The following is a 22,950-nucleotide window of genomic DNA, read 5'->3' on the forward strand; positions in this document are numbered from 1 at the left end:
CACATGCCGCCACCGCGCCGCCCCTACCGAGCGGCGGTCTTCCGGTGAATCATGGAGGCGACAGATCCGACCGAGGGCCCCGAGCGGCTGACACCAGTTCAGTCGCGGTGGGTCCTCCTCCAGTGGGACGAGAACAGCATGCCTCTCAGCGGCGAGTACCAGCCGAGCCCGGACCAGTTCGTGAGTGACCAGGTCGCGTTGTACGAGAGTTCCGGGGGCACCGAGGGAACGACCTTGGAGGGCGCGCCCGTTGTCGTTCTCACCAGCCTCGGGGCCAGGAGCGGCAAGATCCGCAAGACCCCGCTGATACGGGTGGAGCACCGGGGAGCGTACGCCGTGGTGGCCTCCCAGGGCGGTGCGCCCAAGCATCCCACCTGGTACTACAACCTGGTCGCGCACCCACAGGTCGAGTTCCAGGACGGCACCGTGCGGCAGGACATGACGGCCCGCAGGGTCGAGGGTACGGAGCGGGAGCTGTGGTGGTCCCGCGCGGTCGAGGTCTGGCCGGACTACGCCGAGTACCAGACGAACACGGACCGGGTGATCCCCGTCTTCGTGTTGGAACCGACGGCCGGCGCCAACTGACGCCGTCCGCGGACATCCAGGACCGGCCCGGCCGGGCAGCCGGGTGCCCGGCCATGCTGTGCGCCGTGCTCCCGACCAGTGCCGGGCTCCGGCGGGTCAGTGTGTCGGGAGGTCGAGCTCGGCCCAGACGGATTTGCCTGGCTGGTCGCCCCGTGGTGTGGTGCCCCAGCGGCTGGCCAGCAGGGCCACGGTGCGCAGGCCGTGACCGCCGGGTTGCCCGGGGCTGTGCGGTACGCGGAGGCGCGGTGGTGTGGTGAGCCCGTCCAGCACGTCGATCCGCAGCCGCTGCCCGGCCGCGTGAAGGATCAGCTGGTCGGGCCCGCCGGCGTGCCGGCAGGCGTTGGTGACCAGTTCCGAGACGATCAGCAGGACGTCGTCGGCGCGCGCTTGCCGGTCCGGGTCGTCGGTGGGCAGCCAGCCCCAGTCGTGCAGCGCTTGCCGGGTGTGGTCGCGGCAGCGTCCCACCGTGCCGGCGGCACCGCTGAGGGCGAGCCGACGGATCTGGCCGTGCGACGGGAGCGAGGGCAGCACCGGCCGAGCGGTGGTCCGGAAATCGCTCGCGCTCATCTTTCCTCACTCTGGTGACCTGGGTGCGGGGGGAAGGGGTTGACTGCTGTGACCTCGCCTGCCCACTGATCGGGTCCGGACACGCGGCCGGGGCGGATTCAGTGCGTGATGACGGCGCTCAGGTCGGGACGGATGTCGAACACCGTGTCGGCACCAGTGATCTCGAACACCCGGGCCACGGCGGGCCGCAGAGCGGTCAGCACCAGGCTCCCCCCGGCCGCTTCGACGTCGAGCCGGGCGCCGAGCAGGGCGTTGAGCCCGGTGGAGTCGCAGAAGCGCAGCTCGCGGCAGTCGACCACGACGCCGTTCGCCGCATGGTCGCGCAGCCGGGCGAGCGCCGCATCCAGCCGCTCGTGGAGCAGGCCGACGCTGTCGTGGTCCAGCTCACCGGCCGGCGAGATGACGATGCTGCGGTCGTGGCCCCGAGTCCCCACCGCCAGTCGAGCTGTCGTGAATCCGGCTCCTTCACCGGCACTACTGGGCATGACGCTCCTCTGCACTGGGATCCGGCGCTGCCGCCCAAGTGTGCCACGGCCCATCGGTGGTCGCCCGGGAACGGGGGTGAGCCGGTCGGTCTCATGGGCCAGCCGGCGGTATTCGTGGAGTATTCATGCAGTTTCTGTAGTGTTTCGCTGGATGGGGGATTCTCGTTCCGGATCGCGGGCAGCAGAGGCCGCGTTACGCCGCACCCGGAGGAACGGGTTGACGGAAGACGCGACAAGCAGAGGAGCGCGAGCATGTCGGCCACAGTGTCAGTCGATTCGCCCAGCACCGTCGTCCGTATCGCAAGCACTCCCGAACTGCGCTCCGTGGCGGCAGGGTTGGGTATCGAGGTGGACGACCTCGCCACGGTCTGCCCTGCCGACGCACGCGAGCTCTCGAAGGTGCTCTTCACGCGCCTGCGCACGGTGGCCGAGGAGAGCGACGAGCATTCGTACGTGCGCGCCACCCTGGTCGAGCTGAACATGGCGCTGGTGCGCTTCTCCGCGGGCCGGTTCGCGCACCGCCACGAGCCGCTCGAGGACATCCTGCAGGTCGGCACGGTCGGCCTGATCAAGGCGATCGACCGCTTCGACCCCTCCTACGACGTGGAGTTCGCCACCTTCGCGATCCCGACGATCACCGGCGAGATCAAACGCTTCTTCCGGGACACCGGCTGGATGGTGCACGTCCCGCGCCGCCTCCAGGAGCTGCGCCTCACCCTGGCCAAGACCTCCGACGCGATGGAGCAGGTGCTGGACCGGGTGCCCACGGCCGCCGAACTCGCCGCCCACCTCGACCTGCCCGAGGCCGAGGTCCGGGAAGGTCTCATCGCCTCCCAGGCACAGTCCACCCGCTCGCTGGACGCCCCCACCCTCGACGAGGACGGCCCCGGCCTCGTCGAGCGACTGGCTTTCGTGGAGCCGTCCTACGAGCAGGTTCTGGCGCTGGAGACGATCAAGCCGCTGATCGCCGAACTGCCGGAGCGCGAGCGCCGCATCCTGTCACTGCGCTTCTGCGCCGACCTCACCCAGAGCGAGATCGGCCGCGAGCTCGGCATCTCCCAGATGCACGTCTCCCGTCTCCTCGCCCGCACCCTGGACAAGCTCCGCGCCGCCCTCCTGCCCCACGGGTAGCTCGCCGGTTCGCCCCGCGGCAGGCCGCGGGGCGAACTCCGCGGGACGGGTGCCGTCCGCCTGTACTCGGCCGGCACCCGCAACCCCCCAACGCCACATTCGTGACGCGGCTTTGAGGACCGGGCCCCGAGCCCCGCACGAGCAGCTGCGCAGGCCCGGGAGGTACCGGGCCGTCAGGCATGCCCTGGCGGGCAGCGGTGCGCGCGGATCCTTTGCCGCAGGGCTCGGTGGCAGGGGCTTTTACGACACTTTTCTGTTCGGGTAAGGACTGCGATAGCCTCCCAGGCGGTACGTGCCTGTGCCTTTGGCCGTCAGTGCCCGGCAGTGTCCGGGGCGCGCCCGCCCGGGTGCGGGCCGGAGGCGGGCTCTAGGGAGGCGACGTTCGATGGCTGGCTCAACTCCGCCCAATGGTGCACGCGGTGGCGACGGCGGGAGCACCGCGGTCGCCCAGATCGGTGAGCCGGAGCTGCGGTTGTTGCTGGCCGGCCTGACGGCGGTGCGCGACGGTGACTTCGGGACCCGGCTTCCGGGTGACGCGGACGGTCTGCTGGGTGAGATCGCCACCGTGTTCAACGGGATGGTGGACCAGTTGTCGCGGTTCACCTCCGAGGTGACCCGGGTAGCGCGCGAGGTCGGCACCGAGGGGCGGCTGGGAGGTCAGGCGCAGGTGCCCGGCGTCTCGGGGACGTGGGAGGACCTCACCGACTCGGTCAACGCCATGGCCGGCAACCTCACCACCCAGGTGCGTGACATCGCGCAGGTGGCCACGGCGGTGGCCAAGGGGGACCTGTCGCAGAAGATCACGGTGGACGCCCGCGGGGAGATCCTGGAGCTGAAGAACACCGTCAACACGATGGTCGACCAGCTCGGCTCCTTCGCCGGCGAGGTGACCCGGGTGGCCCGCGAGGTGGGCATCGAGGGCATCCTCGGCGGGCAGGCCGATGTCAAGGGCGTCTCGGGCACGTGGCGCGACCTCACCGACTCGGTGAACTTCATGGCCGGAAACCTGACCGGCCAGGTCCGCTCGATCGCCCAGGTGGCCACCGCCGTCGCCGAGGGGGACCTGTCGCAGAAGATCACGGTCACCGCGCGGGGCGAGATCCTGGAGCTCAAGGACACCATCAACACGATGGTCGACCAGCTGAGTTCCTTCGCCGGCGAGGTGACCCGGGTGGCCCGCGAGGTCGGCACCGAGGGGCGGCTGGGCGGCCAGGCCGACGTGCGGGACGTGTCGGGTACCTGGCGCGACCTCACCGAGTCCGTGAACGTCATGGCGGACAACCTGACCGCGCAGGTCCGCTCGATCGCGGAGGTGACCACGGCGGTCGCGCAGGGGGACCTGACACAGAAGATCCGCGTCGACGCCCGCGGGGAGATCCTGGAGCTGAAGGAGACCATCAACACGATGGTCGACCAGCTCTCCGCGTTCGCCGACGAGGTCACGAGAGTGGCCCGCGAGGTCGGCACCGCCGGTAACCTCGGGGGTCAGGCCACCGTTCGCGGCGTCTCGGGGACCTGGAAGGACCTGACCGACAACGTCAACGTGATGGCCTCCAACCTCACTGGTCAGGTCCGCTCGATCGCCCAGGTGGCCACCGCCGTCGCCAAGGGCGACCTCTCCCAGAAGATCACCGTCGAGGCCAAGGGCGAGGTCGCCGCTCTCGCCGACGTGATCAACACCATGGTCGACACGCTCTCCGCCTTCGCCGACGAGGTCACCCGGGTGGCCCGCGAGGTCGGCACCGAGGGCATCCTGGGCGGCCAGGCCCGCGTCCCGAACGTCGCCGGGACCTGGAAGGCCCTCACCGACAACGTCAACTTCATGGCGCACAACCTGACCAGTCAGGTGCGCAACATCGCCCAGGTGACCACCGCGGTCGCCAACGGCGATCTCACCCGCAAGATCGACGTGGACGCCCGCGGCGAGATCCTGGAGCTCAAGACCACCATCAACACCATGGTGGACCAGCTGAGTTCGTTCGCGGCGGAGGTGACCCGGGTGGCCCGTGAGGTGGGCAGCGAGGGCCGGCTGGGCGGCCAGGCCGAGGTCGAGGGCGTCTCCGGCACCTGGAAGCGGCTCACCGAGAACGTCAACGAACTGGCCGGCAACCTCACCCGCCAGGTCCGCGCGATCGCCGAGGTGACCGGCGCCGTCGCCGAGGGCGACCTCACCCGCTCCATCACCGTGGACGCCTCCGGCGAGGTCGCCGACCTCAAGGACAACGTCAACTTCATGGTGGAGTCCCTGCGCGAGACCACCCGGGCCAACGAGGAGCAGGACTGGCTGAAGACCAACCTGGCCCGGATCTCGGCGCTGATGCAGGGCCGGCGCGACCTCGGCGTCGTCGCCGAGTCGATCATGGATGAGCTGACGCCGTTGGTCCTGGCCCAGTGCGGCGCCTTCTACCTCGCCGAGGAGACCGGAGAGGGGACGGTCCTGAACCTCGTCGGGTCCTACGCGTTCCCGGACGGTTCGCGTCCCACCCGCTTCCGGCTCGGCGAGTCGTTCGTCGGTCAGGCCGCCCGTAGTCGCCGGACGATCGCCGTCGACCAGCTGCCCCCCGACTACCTCGCCGCCTGCTCCGGCCTCGGTCGCACCGAGGCACTGGCCCTGATCGTGCTGCCGATCGTGGTCGAGGACCAGGTGCTGGGTGTCATCGAACTGGCCTCCGTCCAGTCGTTCACCCAGATCCACCGGGACTTCCTCGACCAGCTGATGGAGGCGATCGGAGGCAACGTCAGCACCATCATCGCCAACGCCCGCACCGACGAGCTGCTCGGCGAGTCCCAGCGGCTCACCGGCGAACTCCGGGCCCGCTCCCAGGAGTTGCAGGCCCGCCAGGAGGAGCTGCAGGCCTCCAACGCCGAACTGGAGGAGAAGGCCGAGCTGCTGGCGGCGCAGAACCGCGACATCGAGACGAAGAACCTGGAGATCGAGCAGGCCCGCCAGGAGCTGGAGGACCGCGCCCACCAGCTGTCGGTGGCCTCCACCTACAAGTCGGAGTTCCTGGCCAACATGAGCCACGAACTGCGCACCCCGCTCAACAGCCTGCTCATCCTGGCCCAGCTGCTCGCCCAGAACCCCACACGGAACCTGACGGCCAAGCAGGTCGAGTACGCCGGCATCATCCACTCCGCCGGATCCGACCTGCTGCAACTGATCAACGACATCCTCGACCTGTCCAAGGTCGAGGCCGGGAAGATGGACCTCAACGTCGAGGTGGTGTCGCTGCGCAAGCTGCTCGACTACGTCGAGGCCACCTTCCGTCCGATGACCGGTCAGAAGAACCTCACCTTCAGCGTGCGCACCGACGCCGGGGTGCCGGCCGAACTCCTCACGGACGACTACCGGCTGCGCCAGGTGCTGCGCAACCTGCTCTCCAACGCGGTCAAGTTCACCGAGAAGGGCCGGGTCGAGCTGCACATGGAACCGGTCGACGAAGAGCGGATCCCGGACGCCGTCCGGCGCGGGGGCCAGGTGCTCGCCTTCCGGATCGTGGACACCGGCATCGGGATCGCGCCGCAGCACCTGGAGACGGTCTTCGGGGCCTTCCAGCAGGCGGACGGCACCACCAGCCGCAAGTACGGGGGTACCGGGCTGGGCCTGTCGATCAGCCGCGAGATCGCCTACCTGCTGGGAGGCGCGATCACGGTGGAGAGCACCCTGGGCCGCGGTAGCACCTTCACCCTCTACCTGCCCACCGCCCGCGCCGATGTCGACGAAGCCGGATCGGACCGGGCACCCGCGGCGCCCGAGGCGGTGGCCGACGCCGTTGACGGCCAGGACGACCAGGACGGCCAGCCGCCGGCCGGCAGCGCGCCCGCCCGGCCGCGCCGCCTGCTCGTCGTCGAGTCCCGCGCCCACGGCCTCCTGACGCTGGTGGCCGAGAACGCCCTCGCGGACCTGCCCCGCTCCCCGGAGCAGGAGGTGGAGGTCATCACCACCGTCGGCGCCCAGGAGGCGGCCGCGACTCTGGCCACCAGCCCCTGCCACTGCGTCGTCCTGGAGCTGGACCTGCCCGACGGCGCCGCCATCGCGTTCCTGAAGGACATGGAACGCGACCCGGCCCTGCACACGGTGCCGATCCTCGCTCACCGAAGCCGCGGGATCGCGACCGATGACGAACTGCTCGCCCGCGACAGTGGCGTGACGCGGCCGTTGGAGATCCTCTCCAGCCTCGACGAACTGCGCGAACGCGTCGCCCTGCACATGAGCGCCGACCGGCCCGGCGACATCCTGCCGCTCGTGCGTCGCACCGAACCCGCCTGGGACTCGGACGTCGACCCGAGCCTGGCCGGCCGCACCGCCCTCGTCGTGGACGACGACGAGCGCAACCTCTACGCGATCACCGGAATCCTGGAGCTGCACGGAATGCGGGTCCTCCAGGCCGAGAACGGGCGCGCCGCACTCGACGCCATCGCCGCACACAGCGGGGTCGACGTGATCCTCATGGACGTGATGATGCCGGAGATGGACGGCTACACCGCCACAGCCACGATCCGGGCCATGCCCGAACACGAGCACCTGCCGATCATCGCCGTCACCGCGAAGGCGATGCTCGGCGACCGGGAGAAGAGCCTGGCCTCCGGCGCCAGCGACTACATCACCAAACCGGTCGACGCCGCCGAGCTGATCAGCCGCATCAAGGACCAACTCACCAGGTAGGTCCGCGACCCGGAGACAGCCACCCGAGCCTTCCCAGGAGACCGCCGTGCACCACCCCCTCGACCCCGCCGCGGGCAGTCCCGCGGCGACGGCCCCCGCTCCCGGTGCGCGCACGATCGGAACGCAGTGCGACGGCGCCCCGCTCGAGATGCCTCCCGCCCGACCCACGGCCCACCGGGCGCCCGCCGCGGTGGCCAGGCTCGCCCTCACCGTGGAGCGGCTGCGCGCGGAACTCGCGCGGGCCCACGCCGACACCGCCGGCCGCTCCCTCATCGAAATGGCGGCCGGCGTGCTGATCGGGCGGCTGCACTGCGGCCCGACCGAGGCTGCGGCACAGCTGACCGCCCTGGCCGAGCAGGCCCGGGTGCCGGTCCTCGAGTTCGCGGCCGACCTCGTCAACCAGGTCGCCACCGACAAGATCTCCGCCGTCGCCCGCGACTTCGTGACCACATCCGCACACCGGCCGGACCCGGCCGCCCTGCGGCTGCGCAGCGCCGAGGCCCGTGTGCTCGCCGCAGGTGACACCGAGTCGGCGGCCCGCTCGATGCTCCACCACGCCCTGCGCCCGCTCGGCGCCAGCGCCGTCGCGATCTGGGCCGCCCACCCCGACCAGTCGCTCTCCCTCGAGGGAAGCGCGGGGTTCGGCGAAGCGGAGGCCAGGCGCTGGCGCCACGTCCCGCCCGGGGTTTCCACGCCGGCCCGCAGGGCGCTCGACGAACGCGCGGCCGTCGGCTACGCCACCCTCGCCGAGGCGGGGCTGCCCTCGATCGGCCAACACGAATTCACCGGTGGCCGTCTCGTGGTGCCGGCCGGGATCGGCGGACGTCTGATCGGTGTGCTGGAGATCTGCTGGGCAACACCCCTGCCGACGCAGTCCCAGCCCCTGCAGCGCCAGTTCGAGGCCCTGGCGGAGCTGTGCGCCGCCACCCTGGAGACCTGGAGCGAACACGACGGCGCGGCGGACACGGCGGACGCGGCCCTGGACGACCTGCGACGGCTGACCGAGGGCATCCTCGACCCCTGCCTGATCCTTCAACTGACCCCCGGCAGCGCGGAGATGCCCCTGGAGTTCGTCATCCGACACGTCAACCCGGCCTTCGTCGACTTCGCCGGCCGACCCACCAGTGCCGTCGCCGGCGCACGACTCCTGGAGGCCTACCCGCTCGCAGCCGAGTCCGGAGGCCTGGCCGAGAAGATCGAGTACGTCTTCGCCACCGGTGAGCCGTTCCGCACGAAGCACATGCGGCTCGCCGCCACCGTCGACGGCGTCCCCCTGCACACCGGGGCCCAGGTCAACATCAGCCAACACGGAACCAACGTGCTGGTCACCTGGCGGCTGGACGACGGCACGCCACGCGTCGCACGACTCCTCCAACACGCCCAGCGCCTGGGGCGGATCGGTGGATTCGAGGAGAACCTGCAGTCCCACCAGATCGCCTGGAACGAGACGCTGTTCGAACTGCACGGCCTGCCACCGAGCGCGCAGCCGATCGCCCTCGACCAACTCGCCGAGCACGCCCACCCCGACGACCGGCCCGCGATCGGCCGGTTCCTGCGCACCCTCCTGCACCACCGGCGCCCGGCCTCGACCGCCTTCCGGCTACAGCGGCCCGACGGCGTCGCCCGCCACATCCGCGTGGTCGCCGAGCCGGTGCACGACGCCGAGAAGCGGCTCGACATCGTCCGCGGCGCCTACCAGGACATCTCCGCACAGCACTGGACGGAGGTCGCACTCGCCGCGACACGCGACCAACTCGCCCAGACCGAGCAGCAGGCCGCCGAGCGCAGCCGCCTCGCCCTGCAACTCCAGCACGCCATCATGCCGCCCGCCCACGGACCCATGACGCTGCACGACCTCCATGTCGCAGTGCGCTACCGACCGGCGGAGAAGGACCACATGGTCGGAGGCGACTGGTACGACGCGCTCACGCTACCGACCGGAGAGATCCTGCTGTGCGTCGGCGACGTCGCCGGGCACGGCATCGAAGCGGCCACCGGCATGGTCGCGCTCCGCAACGCCCTGCGCGGCCTGGCCGCCACCGGCGCCGGACCGGCCCAACTGCTCACCTGGCTCAACAGCGTCACCCACCACCTGACCGACAGCGTCACCGCCACCGCCGTCTGCGGCCTCTACGAGCCCACCACGCGCAGGCTGCGCTGGGCACGCGCCGGTCACCTGCCACCGGTCCTGTTGCGCGAGGGCCGGGCCGACACCCTGCCCCAGCTCGGCGGGATCCTGCTCGGCGCCCTCGACCACGCCGACTACCAGGAGGACGAGGTCCACCTCAGAGCGGGCGACACCCTGGTGATGTTCACCGACGGGCTCATCGAACGCCGCCACGAGTCCGTCCAGACCTCCCTGGCCGGCCTGCTCGCCCTCGCGGAGAAGACCGGCAGTGCCTTGGACGGCAGCCAGGCGGCCCTCGAAGCCCACCTGGACTATCTCCTGCGTTACAGCGGCGCGGACACCGACGATGACACCTGCCTGGTCGGCGTATCGGTGCGGGACGTGACGGAACGGCCTGAGGCAGCAGGGCCATGAACACGGATGTTGGCCGCGGCGGGCCCTCCCGAGGGCGTCGAACAGCACACCATGCCGACGCGGGCCGGCCCGCGTGACTGGTTGACGGGGCGGTCGCGGGTGCGGGTGTCCAGCCTTCCGGGCCGGCGCCAGCACCTCGTGTGACGCGGCGTCGACGCGCAGCGGCTACTGTCCGTCGGGCCGCAGCAGTCGGTGGAAGTCCCCTTGGCCGTTCGCACGGTGGCTGGCCATCATCTCAAGAGCCTCAGCGGTGTCGCCTGCCTCCAGCACGGCCAGAATCGCCTCGTGTTCCCGCAGGATCTCCTCCGCCCGGGAACGGTCTCCCCGGACGGCGGCACGTCGGTAGGCCAGGGCGCGGTGGGGTTCCAGCGCCTCCCAGAGCTGGCGCACGAAGCGCAGCAGCCACTCGTTGTCGCAGCGGTCGAGCAGGGCGAAGTGGAAGGCCTTGTTCGCCAGTATCGCGGTGTGGGCGTCCGACTCGTCGGCGGCCTTGCGCTGGGCTTCGACGGCCTGTCGCATGGCGGCGAGGTCCTCCGGTCGCACGCGGCTGGCGGCCCGCGCCTCGGCTTCGGTCTCCAGCAGCTCACGCAGGCGGAAGATGTCGTCGACGCTCTCCGGGCGCAGCTCCGTGACGGCGTAGCCGCGTTGCGGCTGGTAGCTGACGATGCCCTCGCTCGCGAGCGTCTTGAGTGCTTCCCGCACGGGGATGACGCTCAGCCCCAGTTGCTCGGCCGCGGCCCCCTGGCGGATCTGCGCGCCGGGAGCGAGGTCTCCGCGGATGATCGCTTCGCGCAACTCGGTGAGCGCCACCGCCTCGGCGGTGCGGGGGAGGGAGGTCCGTCGGAGAGCCATGCCCGCAGCCTACCCCACGACAGGAGCAAAAATAGATGTTATAAATTCGAATATGCTCCGATCTGGAGCCCGCGCCGACCTGGGAGACGCCACGATGTCCGAGCCGTTCGCCACCGACCAGAGCCGACAGCCGACAGCGGCGCACGACCCCACGGGGCAGCTCGCCCGGTGGCTGAGCGGGACAGACGGCTGGGAAGTCCCTTCGCGGGTACGGGAGCGAGCCGTCCACCTGATCCTCGACGGCCTGGGCTGCGCCCTGATCGGCGCGCAGCTGCCGTGGTCACGCACCGCGGTCGACGCGGTACTCGCGATGGAGGGCGCCGGCAGCGTCCCGGTCATCGGCTGGGGGCGCACCACCAGCGCCCCCGCCGCGGTCGTGCTCAACGGCACCTTCGTCCAGGGCTTCGAGCTGGACGACTACTTCCCTGCCGCGCCACTGCACAGCGCCTCCCTCGTGCTGCCCGCCCTGCTGGCCACGGCCGCGCACCTCGACCACGTCCCCGGCGACCGCTTCCTGCGCGCCGCGATCGCCGGCTTCGAGGTGGGCACCCGCGTGGGACTGTCCCTCAACGGTCCCGAGATGCTGGTGCGCGGCTGGCATTCGGGTTCCGTCTTCGGTACCCACGCCGCGGCGGCCGCCTCGGGAGTCCTGCGCGGACTGGACGCGGCCGCCTTCGAGGACGCACTCGGCCTCGCCGCGACCCAGTCCGCCGGGCTGATGGCCGCACAGTACGAAGCGATGTCCAAGCGGATGCACCACGGTCTGGCCGCCCGCAACGGCTTCTACGCCGCGGGCCTCGCGGCTGCCGGATACACCGGGATCAAGCGGGTCTTCGAGCGCCCCTACGGCGGCTTCCTGTCCACCTTCGGCGAGGGTCACAACCCCGACGCCACCCGGATCACCGAAGGCCTGGGCCGGCAGTGGCACACCGAGGCGATCACCGTCAAGAACCACGCGGCGATGGGAGGTCTGCACCCCGCCATCGATGCCGTGGTCGCCCTCCGGGACGAGGAGAAGGTGTCCGCCGCCGACGTGGCCGGGATCCACATCCAGGTGCCGGCCGCGGTCTACCACCACGGCTGGTGGCAGCCGGAACGGCCGCTGACGACCATCGGCGCGCAGATGAACATCGGCTACGCCGTCGCCGTCGCCCTGCTCGACGGCGTGGTGGGCCCCGCCCAGTTCACCGACTCCCGCATCGACGCCGACGACGTCTGGGCCCTCATCGCGCGCACCCGCGTCGAGCAGGTCGACACCCAGCAGGATCCGTCCTGGGAGCAGCCGGGCTACAACACCCGGGTCACGCTCCGGCTCCAGGACGGGCGGGAGCTCACCCGGGCCCTCGACCAGCCCCATGGCGGGCCGGACGACCCGCTGACCAACGACGAGATCGTCGCCAAGTTCCGCACCCTGACCAGCCACGTCATGGGCCAGGACCGCGCCCGGGAGATCGAGCGCACGGTCCTCGCCCTGGAGCAGCAGACCAGCCTCGGCCTCCTGACCGAGCTACTCGCCGCCCCTGTCCGCGGCGCTCTCGACTGAGCCGCTCGCCCAGGAGACGAGGCAGCCATGACCACCACCCTCACCCCCGCCGCCCGCCTGCGCCAGCTCCTGGCACGGGACGCTCTGATCACCGCACCAGGCGTCCATGACGGCCTGACCGCCCATCTCGTCGCCCGCTGCGGCTTCCCCGTCGCCTACCTGACCGGCGCCGGCGTGGCCGTCGCCGGCTTCGGCCTGCCCGACATCGGCCTGCTGACCGCCACCGAGATGGTGGAACGCGCCCGCATCGTCGCCGAGGTGCTCGGCGACGTCCCGCTGATCGCCGATGCGGACACCGGCTACGGCGAGCCCATGCACGTGGTCCGCACCGTGCGCGCCTACGAGCGCGCGGGTGTGGCCGCCATCCAACTGGAGGACCAGGCGTTCCCCAAGAAGTGCGGCCACCTGCCCGACAAGGAGCTCATCCCGGCCGCCGAGTTCGAGCTCAAGCTCCAGGCCGCGCTCGAGGCCCGCAGCGACCCGGACACCGTGATCGTGGCCCGCACGGACGCCCGGGGCCCGCTCGGCCTCGCCGAGGCCATCACCCGGGCCAACCGCTACGCCGCCGCCGGAGCTGACGTCATCTTCGTCGAGGCCCCGCGGAGCGCTGCCGAGATCGAGCGGATCGCCACCGAGGTGAAGGCCCCCCTGCTGATCAACATGGTCCAGGACGGACTGAGCCCGGAGACCGCCGCCACCACCCTCACCGAACTCGGCTATCGCATCGCCATCCACCCCGGTGCCCTGCTCGGCCCGTTCGCCCTCGCCGGGCTCGAAGCCCTGCTGCGTCTCGGCGGCAGGCCGCCCACCGGCCTCACCCCCGGACCCCAGGGCCTGTTCGAACTCGTCGGCCTGCGCGAATGGAGCGCCATCGGCGAGCAGTACCGGACCGGCCGGCGCTGACACCCCCCCCGAGCATCGACCGGCTCCCCGCAGTCGACTCCGTACAGGAAGGTGGATGCCTCATGGGCATGACCATGATTGAGAAGATCCTGGCCCGCAAGTCCGGCAAGGAGCAGGTGACGGCAGGCCAGACCGTCGTCTGTGACGTCGACATGACCGTGATGATCGACCTGCAGTTCTCCACCCTGTGGGTCCAGCCACTGAGGATCAACGATCCCGACAAGGTCGCGGTCATCATGGACCACGCCGTCCCCGCCCCCTCCGTCGGCGACGCCACCGCCGGCACCAACGCCCGTGCGTTCACACGCCACTTCAACATCGCGAAGTTCTACGACGTCGGCCGGCACGGTATCTGCCACCAGGTCATCGCCGAGAACGGCCTCGCCCGCCCGGGTGAGATCCTGGCCTGCACCGACTCCCACACCTGCGCCGCGGGTGCTTACAACACCGCCGCCCGAGGCCTGGGCCCCGCGGAGATCTACTCGATCCTGTGCACCGGATCGACCTGGATCCAGGTCGCCCCCACGCTGCGCTACGAGTTCACCGGCACCAAACCCGATGTCGTCAGCGGCAAGGACATCTTCCTCCACATCGCCGGGACGTGGGGCGACGCGACCAACCACAACGTGGAATTCGGTGGGACCGGACTCGCCTCCATCCCCATGAACGACCGCCGCACCATCGCGACCCAGGGTGCGGAGATCTCCGCCGACTACTCCACCTTCCCCATCGACGACCTGGCCCGCGACTTCCTCACCGCGCGCGGTGCCGCGCCCGACGGTTGCCAGGCCGCCGACCCCGACCCGGACGCCGTCTACGCCGCCGTGCGCACGGTGGACCTTTCCCGGCTCGAGCCCCACGTCGCCCGTCCCGGCAGCGTCAGCAACAACTCCTTCCCGGTGTCCGCGATCGAAAAGCGCCCCGTGAACCAGTGCTTCATCGGCTCCTGCGCCAACGGGCAGCTCGAGGACATCGCCATCGCGGCCGCCACCGTCAAGGGCCGCAGGGTCGCCCCCGGCGTACGGCTGCTCGTCACCCCCGCCTCCCAGGCCGTCTACCGCGAGGCGATGCGAGCCGGCTACCTCCAGGACCTGGCCGACGCCGGCGCGGTGGTCACCAACTCCACCTGCGGTGCCTGCTTCGGCTACCACATGGGCCTGCTCGCCCCCGGCGAGGTCTGCCTGACCTCCTCCACCCGCAACTTCACCGGTCGCATGGGCAGCCCCGAAGCGGAGATCTACCTGGCCTCCCCGGCCACCGTGGCCGCCTCCGCCCTCACCGGCCACGTCACCGACCCCCGAGGAGGGATCAACTGATGGAGACCCAGATCCGTGGCCGCGTCTGGACGGTGGGTGACGGCATCACCACCGACGCCATGTACCCGGCGTTCGCCATGAAGCTCCCGATCCCCGAGGCCGCCAAGCACATCTTCTACGAGCTGCGCCCCGGCTGGACGGAGCAGGTCGAGCCGGGCGACATCGTGGTCGCCGGGCGCAACTTCGGTCTCGGCTCCTCCCGCCCGGTCGCCGCCCTCTTCCGTGAGCTGGGCGTCGCCGCCCTCGTGGCCGACGAGTTCAACTCCCTCTTCCTGCGGAACTGCATCAACCACGGGCTCCCCGCCCTGACCGCGCCCGGTGTACGAGCCACCTTCAGCGATGGCGACACCGCCCGCCTGGACCTTGCCGGCGGCCGGGTCGAGAACACCACCACCGGCACCCGCCTGACCGCAGGCGCCCTGCCCCCACTGGTCCTCGACATCCTCGAGGCCGGCGGCATCCTGCCCAAACTCGCCCGCGAAGGCTACCTCCCCGTCCCCGCCGCGTCCTAGCCACGCCGTCGTCCGCCCCGGTGGGCAGCACTTGCCCGCGCAACTGTTGCCCGCCCCCTTGGAGCACCCCATGACCGAACAGCTCGCCCCCGGCGTCTTCCGGATCCCGACCACCCGCCGCGACACCGCCTTCCTCGTCGAGGGGGAGGGCGGGTACACCCTCGTCGACGTCGGCTGGGCAGGTGCCCCCGGAGTCATCCTCGCCACCCTCGCCGAGCTCGGCCGCAAGCCCTCCGACGTCAAGCGCGTCGTGGTCACCCACGCCCACCCCGACCACGTCCAAGGAGCAGCAGCGCTCCGTGAGCTGACCGGAGCGCCGATCCTGGCCCACCCCGCCGAGCACTCCTGGCTCGCTCGAGGACGTGTCCCCGCCGAAGGCCGCTCCGGCGCGCTGGGGCGAACCCTTGATCGCCTGCCCAAGCTGCACTGGCGGCCCTTCCGCGCCGACGGCCCCCTCATCGACGGCATGCTCGTCGAAGGAGGAGCCGGACTGCGAACCATCCACACCCCCGGCCATTCGCCCGGCCACGTCGTCCTGGTGCACGAGCCCAGCCGAACCCTCCTCACCGGCGACGCCGTCTTCCACCGCGGAGACCTGGCACTCGGCCCCGCACCCCTCGCAGCCGACCCCCACCTGCGCGCCGACAGCCTCACCCGCATCGGCGGCGATTTCGCCGCCGTCGGATTCGCCCACGGCCCCGCCCTCACCGGCCACGGCGTCGACCTCTTCCATCGCTGGCTCGAGGACCTCCGGAAAACGACTGCGTGAGGACCCCCTGAGGCTCGTCGGGGACCGGGGCGCTCGACAAGGGAGTCGCCGTTCGTCGTGGGCGGCAGCTGGTCGAGCGTCAGGGCCGGCCCGCCGGAGCTGGCGGGCCGGCCGGGTTCAAGACCGGGCGGTCATGGTGGTCGGACGGGTTGTACGCCGGCCGACTCCGTCCGGATCAGCGGTGCCGGAACTTCGGCGGGCGCTTCTCGACGAAGGCCGTCATGCCCTCCTTCTGGTCGGCGGTGGCGAAGGTGGCGTGGAAGAGCCGGCGCTCGAAGCGGACGCCCTCGGCGAGGGTGGTCTCGTAGGCCCGGTTGACGCTCTCCTTCATCATGATCGCCGCCGGGGTGGACATCGCGGCGATCGTGCCGGCCACCGACAGGGCCTCGTCGAGCAGGTCGGCGGCGGGCACGATCCGGGAGACCAGGCCGGCCCGTTCGGCCTCCTCGGCGTCCATCATCCGGCCGGTCAGGCACAGTTCCATCGCCTTGGCCTTGCCGATCGCCCGGGTCAGCCGCTGCGAGCCGCCGATCCCGGGGATCACCCCGAGCTTGATCTCCGGCTGGCCGAACTTCGCGGTGTCGGCGGCCAGCAGTACGTCGCACAGCATTGCCAACTCGCAGCCGCCGCCCAGCGCGTAGCCGGCGACGGCAGCGACCACGGGCTTGCGCAGCGCGCCGAAGCGGTCCCAGGCGGCGAACCAGTCGCCGAGGTAGGCGTCGACGAAGTCGAGTTCCTGCATCTCCTTGATGTCGGCCCCGGCCGCGAAGGCCCGCTCCGATCCGGTGACCACGAGCGCGCCGATCTCCGGATCGCGGTCGAAGTCCTGGGCGGCCGTGACCACTTCGGTCATCAGCTGGGTGTTGAGGGCGTTGAGTGCCTTCGGCCGGTCGAGCGTGATGACGCCGACCCGGTCACGGCGCTCGACGCGGATCGTCTCGTAGGTCATGCGTGGTCCTTCCGCAGGGTGGTGATGATGGCCGAGAAGTCCAGCCCGGAGCCGCCGTCCTCGGCGAAGGTCGCGTACAGTTCCGCGGCGCGGCGGCCCAGTTCCGCCGGGACGGCGGAGGCGATGGCGGCGTCGGCGGCCAGGCCGAGGTCCTTGGCCATCAGGGTGGCGGCGAATCCGGCCTGGTAGTCCCGGTTCGCGGGGCTGGCCGGAACTGGCCCGGGGACGGGGCAGTTGCTGGTGAGTGCCCAGCACTGACCGGAGGCGGTGGCGGCCACGTCGAACAGGGCCTGGTGGCTCAGCCCGAGGCTCTCCCCGAGCACGAACGCCTCACTGACGGCGATCATCGAGATGCCGAGGATCATGTTGTTGCAGATCTTCGCGGCCTGTCCGGCCCCGGACGACCCGCAGCGGACGACCTTGCGGCCCATCGCCGACAGCACCGGCTCGACCGCGGCGAAGTCGTCCTCGTGGGCACCGACCATGAAGGTCAGGCTCGCCGCCTCCGCGCCGGCCACGCCGCCGGAGACCGGGGCGTCGACCGCGCGGTGCCCGGCGACCCGCGCCAGGTCGGCGGCGATCCGGGCGTCGCCGACGGCGATGGTGGAGCAGTCGACGAACAGCGCGCCGTGCGCGGCCGTGGTCAACTCCTGGTAGGCCTCCAGGACATGTCGTCCGGTCGGCAGCATGGTGATCACCACCTCGGCCCCGGCGACCGCCCGCACCGCCGAGTCCGCGATGGTCACACCGTGCCCGGCTGCCCGTTCGCAGGCCTGCGGCGAGAGGTCGTAGCCGGTGACGCGATGTCCGGCCTTGACGAGGTTGGCGGCCATCGGGCCGCCCATGTTGCCCAGCCCGACGAATCCGATCGTGCGGTTCACCAGCGCTCCAGGGGTGTGGCGGGACGGAGACCGAGTTCGCGCTCGCCCAGCGGGGCGAAGTGCCGCTCGACCTCGCGAGCGGTGACGTCGGCCAGGGTGGCCGGCTGCCAGCGGGGATTGCGGTCCTTGTCGATCACCTGCGCCCGGATGCCCTCGGGCAGGTCGGGTGTGGCGAGCGCGGCGCAGGAGACGCGGTACTCCTGATCGAGCACCGCCTCCAGCGGGCCGAGCGCCCGGGCCCGGCGCAGTGCGGCCAGCGCCACCTTGACGGCGGTGGGCGAGTTGGTGGTGATCTTCTCGGCCGCTTCCTTGGCCGCCGGGTCGCCACAGGCGAGCAGGCGGCCAAGAATGTCCTCGACGGTGTCGGCGGCGTAGCACTCGTCGATCCAGCCGCACAGCTCGGCCAGCGGCGCGGCCGGCGCGGCCGCCACGTGGCGAGCGAGCGCGTCGTGGACGCCGAGTTCGGTGAGGTCGGCGAGCAGCGCGGGCAGCCGCTCGGCGGGCACGAAGTGGTCGGCCAGCCCGCAGAGCAGCGCGTCGCCGGCGCCGACCGAGCCGGCGGTGAGGGCCAGGTGGGTGCCGAGTTCGCCGGGGGCGAGGGCGAGCAGGTAGGTGCCGCCGACGTCGGGGACGAAGCCGATGCCGGTCTCCGGCATGGCGATCCTGGTGCGTTCGGTGACGATGCGGACGCTGCCGTGGGCGGAGACTCCGACGCCGCCGCCCATCACGATGCCGTCCATCACCGCCACGTACGGCTTGGGGTGGCGGGCGATCCGGGCGTTGAGGTGGTACTCGTCGCGCCAGAACTCCTCGGCGGCGCGCGGGTCCCCGCCGGTGGCGGCGCCGTGGATCGCGACGATGTCGCCACCGGCGCACAGCCCGCGCTCGCCGGCACCGGTGATCACCACCGTCGCCACGGTGTCGTCGTGCTCCCAGGCATCCAGGGCCTCGGCGATCCGCAGCACCATCGCATGGGTGAGCGCGTTGAGCGCCTTCGGCCGGTTGAGGACGATCCGTCCGAGGTGGCCGGCGCGCTCGATGAGGACATCGGTGGTCATCAGGCGGCTCCTATCAGGCCGCGGGCGACGATGACGCGCATGATCTCGTTGGTTCCTTCCAGGATCTGGTGCACCCGCAGGTCGCGGACGATCTTCTCGATGCCGTACTCGGCCAGGTAGCCGTAGCCGCCGTGCAGTTGGAGTGCCTGGTCGGCGACGGCGAAGCCGGTGTCGGTGGCGTGCCGCTTGGCCATCGCGCACAACTGCGGGGCGTTCGGATCGGCCCGGTCCAGGGCGGATGCCGCGCGCCAGAGCAGGGCGCGGGCCGCCTCCAGCTCGGTGGCCATGTCGGCGAGCCGGAACTGCAGGGCCGGGGCGTGCAGCAGCCGGGCACCGAACGCCTCCCGGTCGGCCAGGTAGGCCGTGGTGCGCTCCAGGGCGCTCCGCGCGCCGCCGAGCGAGCACGCGGCGATGCCGAGGCGGCCGCCGTTGAGCCCGGCCATGGCGATCCGGAAGCCGTTGCCCTCGCCGCCGAGCAGCCGGTCGGCGGGCAGCCGGACACCGTCCAGCAGGACCTGCCGGGTGGGCTGGGCGTTCCAGCCCATCTTGTGCTCGTTCGGCCCGAAGGACAGGCCCGGGTCGTCGCGGTCCACCACGAAGGCGGAGATCCCCTTCGAGCCGGGTTCGCCGGTGCGGGCCATGACCACGTACACCCGGGAGGTGCCCGCACCGGAGATGAACTGCTTGACCCCGTCCAGCACCCAGTGGTCACCATCGCGCACGGCACGGGTGGTGAGCGCCGCGGCGTCGGATCCGGCGCCCGGTTCGGTCAGGCAGTAGCTGCCGAGGTCCGCCGCCGAGCAGAGCCCGGGCAGCCATCGCCCGCGCTGCTCGTCGGTGCCGTACCGGTCGATCATCCAGGCGACCATGTTGTGGATGGAGAGGTAGGCGGCGATCGAGGGACAGCCGGTGGCCAGTGCCTCGAAGGCCACCACGCCGTCCAGCCGGGTGAGTTCGGAGCCGCCGACGTCCTCGCGGACGTAGACGCCGCCCAGGCCCAGCTCGGCCGCCTTGCGCAGGACGTCCAGCGGGAAGTGCTTGGCCTGGTCCCAGGCCACCGCGTCGGGGGCCAGGTACTCGTCGGCGAAGGCCCGGGTGGTCTCCGCGATGGCGAGTTGATCCTTCGTCAGGTCGTGCACGCTGCTCACTCCATCGTGGGGATGGTGAAGCTCGCGCCCTCCTTGACCCCCGAGGGCCAGCGCGAGGTGATGGTCCGGGTGCGGGTGTAGAAGCGGATCGAGTCCGGGCCGTGCTGGTTGAGGTCGCCGAAACCGGAGCGCTTCCAGCCGCCGAAGGTGTGGTAGGCGATCGGGACCGGGATCGGCACGTTCACCCCGACCATGCCGGTGTTCACCCGGCGGGCGAAGTCCCGGGCGGTGTCGCCGTCCCGGGTGAAGATGGCCACCCCGTTGCCGAACTCGTGCTCGCTGGGCAGGCGCAGCGCCTCCTCGTAGTCGGCCGCCCGCACCACCGAGAGCACCGGGCCGAAGATCTCCTCGCGGTGGATCCGCATGTCCGGGGTGACCCGGTCGAACAGCGAGGCGCCGAGGAAGTAGCCGTCCTCGTGGCCTTCGAGCCGGAAGTCCCTGCCGTCGACGACGAGTTCGGCACCCTCCTGGACCCCGAGGCCGATGTACTCGCGGACCCGGTCCAGCGCCTGCCGGGTGACCAGCGGGCCGAAGTCCGCGGCCGGGTCGTCCGAACGGCCGACCTTCAGGGCCGCGATCCGCTCGGTCAGCTTGGCCACCAGGGCGTCGGCGGTCTGCTCGCCCACCGGGACGGCGACCGAGATCGCCATGCAGCGCTCGCCGGCCGAGCCGTACCCGGCGCCGATCAGCGCGTCCGCGGCCTGATCGAGGTCGGCGTCCGGCATCACGATCATGTGGTTCTTCGCCCCGCCGAAGCACTGCGCCCGTTTCCCGTGGGCCGCGGCGGTGGCGTAGACGTACTGGGCGATCGGCGTGGAGCCGACGAACCCGACCGCCTGCACCCGCGGATCCTCCAGCAGGGTGTCGACGGCCTCCTTGTCGCCGTTGACCACGTTGAGCACCCCGGCCGGGAGCCCCGCCTCCAGGAAGAGCTCGGCCAGCCGCAGCGGCACCGAGGGGTCCCGCTCGGACGGCTTGAGGACGAAGGCGTTGCCGCAGGCGAGCGCGGGTGCCGCCTTCCAGAGCGGGATCATCGCGGGGAAGTTGAACGGGGTGATGCCGGCGACCACGCCCAGCGGCTGGCGCATCGAGTACACGTCTATGCCGCTGCCGGCGTTGTCGCTGTACTCGCCCTTCAGCAGGTGTGGGATCCCGGCGGCGAACTCCACCACCTCCAGCCCACGTTGCAGGTCGCCGTGGGCGTCGGCGACGGTCTTGCCGTGCTCGGCGGAGAGCAGCCGGGCGATCTCGTCCTTCTCCAGCTCGACCAGCTGCAGGAACCGCATCAGCACCCGGGCCCGGCGCTGCGGGTTCCAGGCGGCCCAGCCGACCTGCGCCTGCTCGGCGTCGGCGATCGCGGACTCCACCTCGGCGCGGCTCGCGAGCGGTACCCGGGCCTGGACCCGCCCGGTGTTGGGGTCGTAGACGTCGCCGAAGCGCCCGGAGGCACCGGGGATCCGCTTGCCGGCGATGAAATGGGTCAGTTCTCGGACCATCGGTTCCTTCTCTCGACAGGGGTGGGAGAGGAGGAATGGAGACCTCCTCCGGCGGCCCGGCGCACGGTGGTGCGGCGCGGGACCGACTCGGCGGAGGAGGTGAACGAACCCGTCAGGACCTGTTGTCCCGAAGGGCTTTCTGCACGGCACGGGTTGGGGCGGCGAACCGCGGGCACCCTGGAGTCATGCGTGTCGTCTCCATCCTCGTGGAAAGCACGAACCACCCGCGGCCGGTATCCTGACTCCCGGATCACCGCCCGCCCTCGGGCCTTCCCGGCTGGCTGCCAGTGGCCATGACTCCTGCGAGGACGAGCTCCCCGGTCACAGTGGCGGGACCGTGCCGGACTCACACCGGCTTCCCTGACACCGCGGACCTGTCACGACCATATAGTTGGACGTCCTAGTAAGTCCAGGGGCCACGCCTCTTCCGGCGGGAACGGTCGGGACCGAAGCAGCGCGGCGCGGGTGGTGCGGCGGGGTGGGGGAGTGGTCCGGGAGGGAGGGGCGGTAGCGGTCCCGGCAGACGCTCCCTCGGAGAGCGAACCAACTCGGCTTTCCCCCGCCCCGGGGTGGCGGTTGTGCATGCGTTCCTCGGCCTCATCGTGCGCTGCTCGTACGCCCCTTGCGCTTCCGTGCGCGGAGTGTGCCCCCGTGCTCCGGGCTCTCGCGACCCTCCACCCTGGGTGGTGCGAAGGAAGGGGGAGCACACGGATGCGACAACCCGAGCTGGTGACATGGCTCTTCGTCCCGTTGATGACCGCGACCGGGCTGCTCTGCCTGGTCCGGTGGCGCCTGGCCTCCCAACTGGCCGGTGAGGAGAGGCGGTTGGAGGCGTCCTCGGCACTCAAGGGGCTGGGCATGGCGGTGATGGCCCTCCCGGTCGGTACCGGCGTGGCCCTGCCCGAAGGCCTGTGGGTGGCCGTTCTCGTGCCGGCGGGCCTGTGGTCGGCGGCCGCCGCCGTGCGCTCCGCGGGCCATCGCCGGCACCATCTGGAGCACGCGGTCGGGCATCTGGCCATGGTTTACATGGCCGTCTCCATGGCTGGGCGGATGGCGAACGCGGCAGGTGCCATGCCGGCGATGCCGGGCATGGCACCTGTGGTGGGTGCCGCCTGGCTCACCGGTGCGCTGCTGGTCTTCTTCGGTGTCTGCGTGGTCGTCAGCTGCACCCGCCTGTTCGACTTCGCCGTGGCCCCGTCCGGTGCCCGACGGTACCGCGGAGTCGGGGTGCTGTGGTCGCCGCAGTGGCCCGAGGCGTGTCATCTGGTACTGGGCGTGGGCATGTTCACGATGCTGCTGGCGATGTAGGCCAGCGCAGCCGATCGTTGACGCGAGCGGCTGCGTGACCCGGCTGTCATCCGCGACGACCTCACCCTCGACGCCCTGGACCTCCACGTTCAGGACGTCGTCCCGCGTACTCCCGGCGTCCGCGGCCTGCTCGACAGGAGACCGGTTGGACCGGCCGGCGGATCCTCGCGCACGTCGGTGGCCCGCATCGCCCCGACGGGTCGACGCGGGCCACCGACGAAGTTCCTGCGGGGCCGCCG

Annotated in this window: 18 protein-coding genes and 1 riboswitch; of the genes, 10 read left to right on the plus strand and 8 right to left on the minus strand. The window is 71.3% G+C overall.

Annotated features, from left to right (window positions below; genetic code table 11):
* Positions 1-138: 138 nt before the first annotated feature.
* Complete coding sequence (locus ACIGXM_RS25660) at positions 139-585, plus strand: nitroreductase family deazaflavin-dependent oxidoreductase (protein WP_396564711.1); 447 nt, start codon at positions 139-141, stop codon at positions 583-585.
* 96 nt (positions 586-681) lie between these two features.
* Here the strand turns inward: ACIGXM_RS25660 and ACIGXM_RS25665 are convergent, their stop codons facing one another.
* Both ACIGXM_RS25665 and ACIGXM_RS25670 read right to left on the minus strand, forming a co-directional pair.
* Positions 682-1,152, minus strand: coding sequence for an ATP-binding protein (locus ACIGXM_RS25665; RefSeq protein WP_396564713.1), 471 nt, complete (start codon positions 1,150-1,152; stop codon positions 682-684).
* A 98-nt stretch (positions 1,153-1,250) separates the two neighbouring features.
* Positions 1,251-1,637, minus strand: coding sequence for an STAS domain-containing protein (locus ACIGXM_RS25670; RefSeq protein WP_396564715.1), 387 nt, complete (start codon positions 1,635-1,637; stop codon positions 1,251-1,253).
* Positions 1,638-1,889: 252 nt separating this feature from the next.
* Here ACIGXM_RS25670 and ACIGXM_RS25675 point away from each other — a divergent pair, with 252 nt between their 5' ends.
* From ACIGXM_RS25675 to ACIGXM_RS25685, 3 genes are all read left to right on the plus strand, one after another.
* Entirely contained in the window at positions 1,890-2,768 is an 879-nt protein-coding gene (locus ACIGXM_RS25675; RefSeq protein WP_396564717.1) for a SigB/SigF/SigG family RNA polymerase sigma factor, read from the plus strand.
* Between the two features lie 385 nt (positions 2,769-3,153).
* Complete coding sequence (locus tag ACIGXM_RS25680) at positions 3,154-7,434, plus strand: HAMP domain-containing protein (protein ID WP_396564719.1); 4,281 nt, start codon at positions 3,154-3,156, stop codon at positions 7,432-7,434.
* Between the two features lie 148 nt (positions 7,435-7,582).
* The gene (locus ACIGXM_RS25685) at positions 7,583-9,976 is read left to right on the plus strand and encodes a SpoIIE family protein phosphatase (protein WP_396564883.1); all 2,394 of its coding nucleotides are present in this window, start codon (positions 7,583-7,585) and stop codon (positions 9,974-9,976) included.
* Between the two features lie 165 nt (positions 9,977-10,141).
* Here ACIGXM_RS25685 and ACIGXM_RS25690 read toward each other — a convergent pair whose 3' ends face one another.
* On the minus strand, positions 10,142-10,828 hold the full coding sequence (locus ACIGXM_RS25690) for a GntR family transcriptional regulator (protein WP_396564721.1): 687 nt from the start codon (positions 10,826-10,828) through the stop codon (positions 10,142-10,144).
* 52 nt (positions 10,829-10,880) lie between these two features.
* Here ACIGXM_RS25690 and ACIGXM_RS25695 point away from each other — a divergent pair, with 52 nt between their 5' ends.
* From ACIGXM_RS25695 to ACIGXM_RS25715, 5 genes are all read left to right on the plus strand, one after another.
* A complete protein-coding gene (locus ACIGXM_RS25695) occupies positions 10,881-12,371 on the plus strand; it encodes an MmgE/PrpD family protein (RefSeq protein WP_396564723.1) in 1,491 nt (496 codons plus the stop codon).
* 27 nt (positions 12,372-12,398) lie between these two features.
* A complete protein-coding gene (locus tag ACIGXM_RS25700; protein WP_396564725.1) occupies positions 12,399-13,274 on the plus strand; it encodes an oxaloacetate decarboxylase in 876 nt (291 codons plus the stop codon).
* Positions 13,275-13,342: 68 nt separating this feature from the next.
* Positions 13,343-14,590 (plus strand): aconitase/3-isopropylmalate dehydratase large subunit family protein, encoded by a 1,248-nt coding sequence (locus ACIGXM_RS25705; protein WP_396564727.1) that lies wholly within the window; start codon positions 13,343-13,345, stop codon positions 14,588-14,590.
* Complete coding sequence (locus ACIGXM_RS25710; RefSeq protein WP_396564729.1) at positions 14,590-15,102, plus strand: 3-isopropylmalate dehydratase; 513 nt, start codon at positions 14,590-14,592, stop codon at positions 15,100-15,102. Before ACIGXM_RS25705 ends, ACIGXM_RS25710 begins: the two co-directional genes overlap by 1 nt.
* 70 nt (positions 15,103-15,172) lie before the next feature.
* Entirely contained in the window at positions 15,173-15,871 is a 699-nt protein-coding gene (locus tag ACIGXM_RS25715) for an MBL fold metallo-hydrolase (RefSeq protein ID WP_396564731.1), read from the plus strand.
* A gap of 175 nt (positions 15,872-16,046) precedes the next feature.
* Here the strand turns inward: ACIGXM_RS25715 and ACIGXM_RS25720 are convergent, their stop codons facing one another.
* Genes ACIGXM_RS25720 through ACIGXM_RS25740 form a run of 5 tightly spaced genes read right to left on the minus strand, consistent with a single transcriptional unit; the run spans position 16,047 to position 21,403 of the window.
* Complete coding sequence (locus tag ACIGXM_RS25720; protein WP_396564733.1) at positions 16,047-16,820, minus strand: enoyl-CoA hydratase; 774 nt, start codon at positions 16,818-16,820, stop codon at positions 16,047-16,049.
* Complete coding sequence (gene mmsB / locus ACIGXM_RS25725; RefSeq protein ID WP_396564735.1) at positions 16,817-17,701, minus strand: 3-hydroxyisobutyrate dehydrogenase; 885 nt, start codon at positions 17,699-17,701, stop codon at positions 16,817-16,819. Before mmsB ends, ACIGXM_RS25720 begins: the two co-directional genes overlap by 4 nt.
* Positions 17,698-18,759, minus strand: a complete 1,062-nt coding sequence (locus ACIGXM_RS25730; RefSeq protein ID WP_396564737.1) for an enoyl-CoA hydratase/isomerase family protein — start codon at positions 18,757-18,759, stop codon at positions 17,698-17,700. The genes mmsB and ACIGXM_RS25730 overlap by 4 nt, the downstream gene beginning before the upstream one ends.
* Positions 18,759-19,907: an acyl-CoA dehydrogenase family protein gene (locus tag ACIGXM_RS25735; protein ID WP_396564738.1), complete on the minus strand. Its 1,149-nt coding sequence runs from the start codon at positions 19,905-19,907 to the stop codon at positions 18,759-18,761. The genes ACIGXM_RS25730 and ACIGXM_RS25735 overlap by 1 nt, the downstream gene beginning before the upstream one ends.
* Positions 19,904-21,403, minus strand: coding sequence for a CoA-acylating methylmalonate-semialdehyde dehydrogenase (locus tag ACIGXM_RS25740; protein ID WP_396564740.1), 1,500 nt, complete (start codon positions 21,401-21,403; stop codon positions 19,904-19,906). The genes ACIGXM_RS25735 and ACIGXM_RS25740 overlap by 4 nt, the downstream gene beginning before the upstream one ends.
* Positions 21,404-21,613: 210 nt before the next feature.
* A riboswitch (cobalamin riboswitch) is annotated at positions 21,614-21,806 on the minus strand.
* A gap of 308 nt (positions 21,807-22,114) precedes the next feature.
* Between ACIGXM_RS25740 and ACIGXM_RS25745 the strand changes: the two genes are divergently transcribed.
* Positions 22,115-22,711, plus strand: coding sequence for a DUF5134 domain-containing protein (locus ACIGXM_RS25745; protein ID WP_396564742.1), 597 nt, complete (start codon positions 22,115-22,117; stop codon positions 22,709-22,711).
* Positions 22,712-22,950 lie beyond the last annotated feature (239 nt).

Source organism: Kitasatospora sp. NPDC052896 (genome assembly GCF_044547075.1).
Lineage (GTDB): Bacteria > Actinomycetota > Actinomycetes > Streptomycetales > Streptomycetaceae > Kitasatospora.

Excerpts from the sequence above, each read along its gene's own strand:
- ACIGXM_RS25660 (WP_396564711.1), top strand. The coding sequence starts at position 139 with ATGCCTCTCAGCGGCGAGTACCAGCCGAGCCCGGACCAGTTCGTGAGT.
- ACIGXM_RS25665 (WP_396564713.1), bottom strand. The coding sequence starts at position 1,152 with ATGAGCGCGAGCGATTTCCGGACCACCGCTCGGCCGGTGCTGCCCTCG.
- ACIGXM_RS25670 (WP_396564715.1), bottom strand. The coding sequence starts at position 1,637 with ATGCCCAGTAGTGCCGGTGAAGGAGCCGGATTCACGACAGCTCGACTG.
- ACIGXM_RS25675 (WP_396564717.1), top strand. The coding sequence starts at position 1,890 with ATGTCGGCCACAGTGTCAGTCGATTCGCCCAGCACCGTCGTCCGTATC.
- ACIGXM_RS25680 (WP_396564719.1), top strand. The coding sequence starts at position 3,154 with ATGGCTGGCTCAACTCCGCCCAATGGTGCACGCGGTGGCGACGGCGGG.
- ACIGXM_RS25685 (WP_396564883.1), top strand. The coding sequence starts at position 7,583 with ATGCCTCCCGCCCGACCCACGGCCCACCGGGCGCCCGCCGCGGTGGCC.
- ACIGXM_RS25690 (WP_396564721.1), bottom strand. The coding sequence starts at position 10,828 with ATGGCTCTCCGACGGACCTCCCTCCCCCGCACCGCCGAGGCGGTGGCG.
- ACIGXM_RS25695 (WP_396564723.1), top strand. The coding sequence starts at position 10,881 with ATGCTCCGATCTGGAGCCCGCGCCGACCTGGGAGACGCCACGATGTCC.
- ACIGXM_RS25700 (WP_396564725.1), top strand. The coding sequence starts at position 12,399 with ATGACCACCACCCTCACCCCCGCCGCCCGCCTGCGCCAGCTCCTGGCA.
- ACIGXM_RS25705 (WP_396564727.1), top strand. The coding sequence starts at position 13,343 with ATGACCATGATTGAGAAGATCCTGGCCCGCAAGTCCGGCAAGGAGCAG.
- ACIGXM_RS25710 (WP_396564729.1), top strand. The coding sequence starts at position 14,590 with ATGGAGACCCAGATCCGTGGCCGCGTCTGGACGGTGGGTGACGGCATC.
- ACIGXM_RS25715 (WP_396564731.1), top strand. The coding sequence starts at position 15,173 with ATGACCGAACAGCTCGCCCCCGGCGTCTTCCGGATCCCGACCACCCGC.
- ACIGXM_RS25720 (WP_396564733.1), bottom strand. The coding sequence starts at position 16,820 with ATGACCTACGAGACGATCCGCGTCGAGCGCCGTGACCGGGTCGGCGTC.
- ACIGXM_RS25730 (WP_396564737.1), bottom strand. The coding sequence starts at position 18,759 with ATGACCACCGATGTCCTCATCGAGCGCGCCGGCCACCTCGGACGGATC.
- ACIGXM_RS25740 (WP_396564740.1), bottom strand. The coding sequence starts at position 21,403 with ATGGTCCGAGAACTGACCCATTTCATCGCCGGCAAGCGGATCCCCGGT.
- ACIGXM_RS25745 (WP_396564742.1), top strand. The coding sequence starts at position 22,115 with ATGCGACAACCCGAGCTGGTGACATGGCTCTTCGTCCCGTTGATGACC.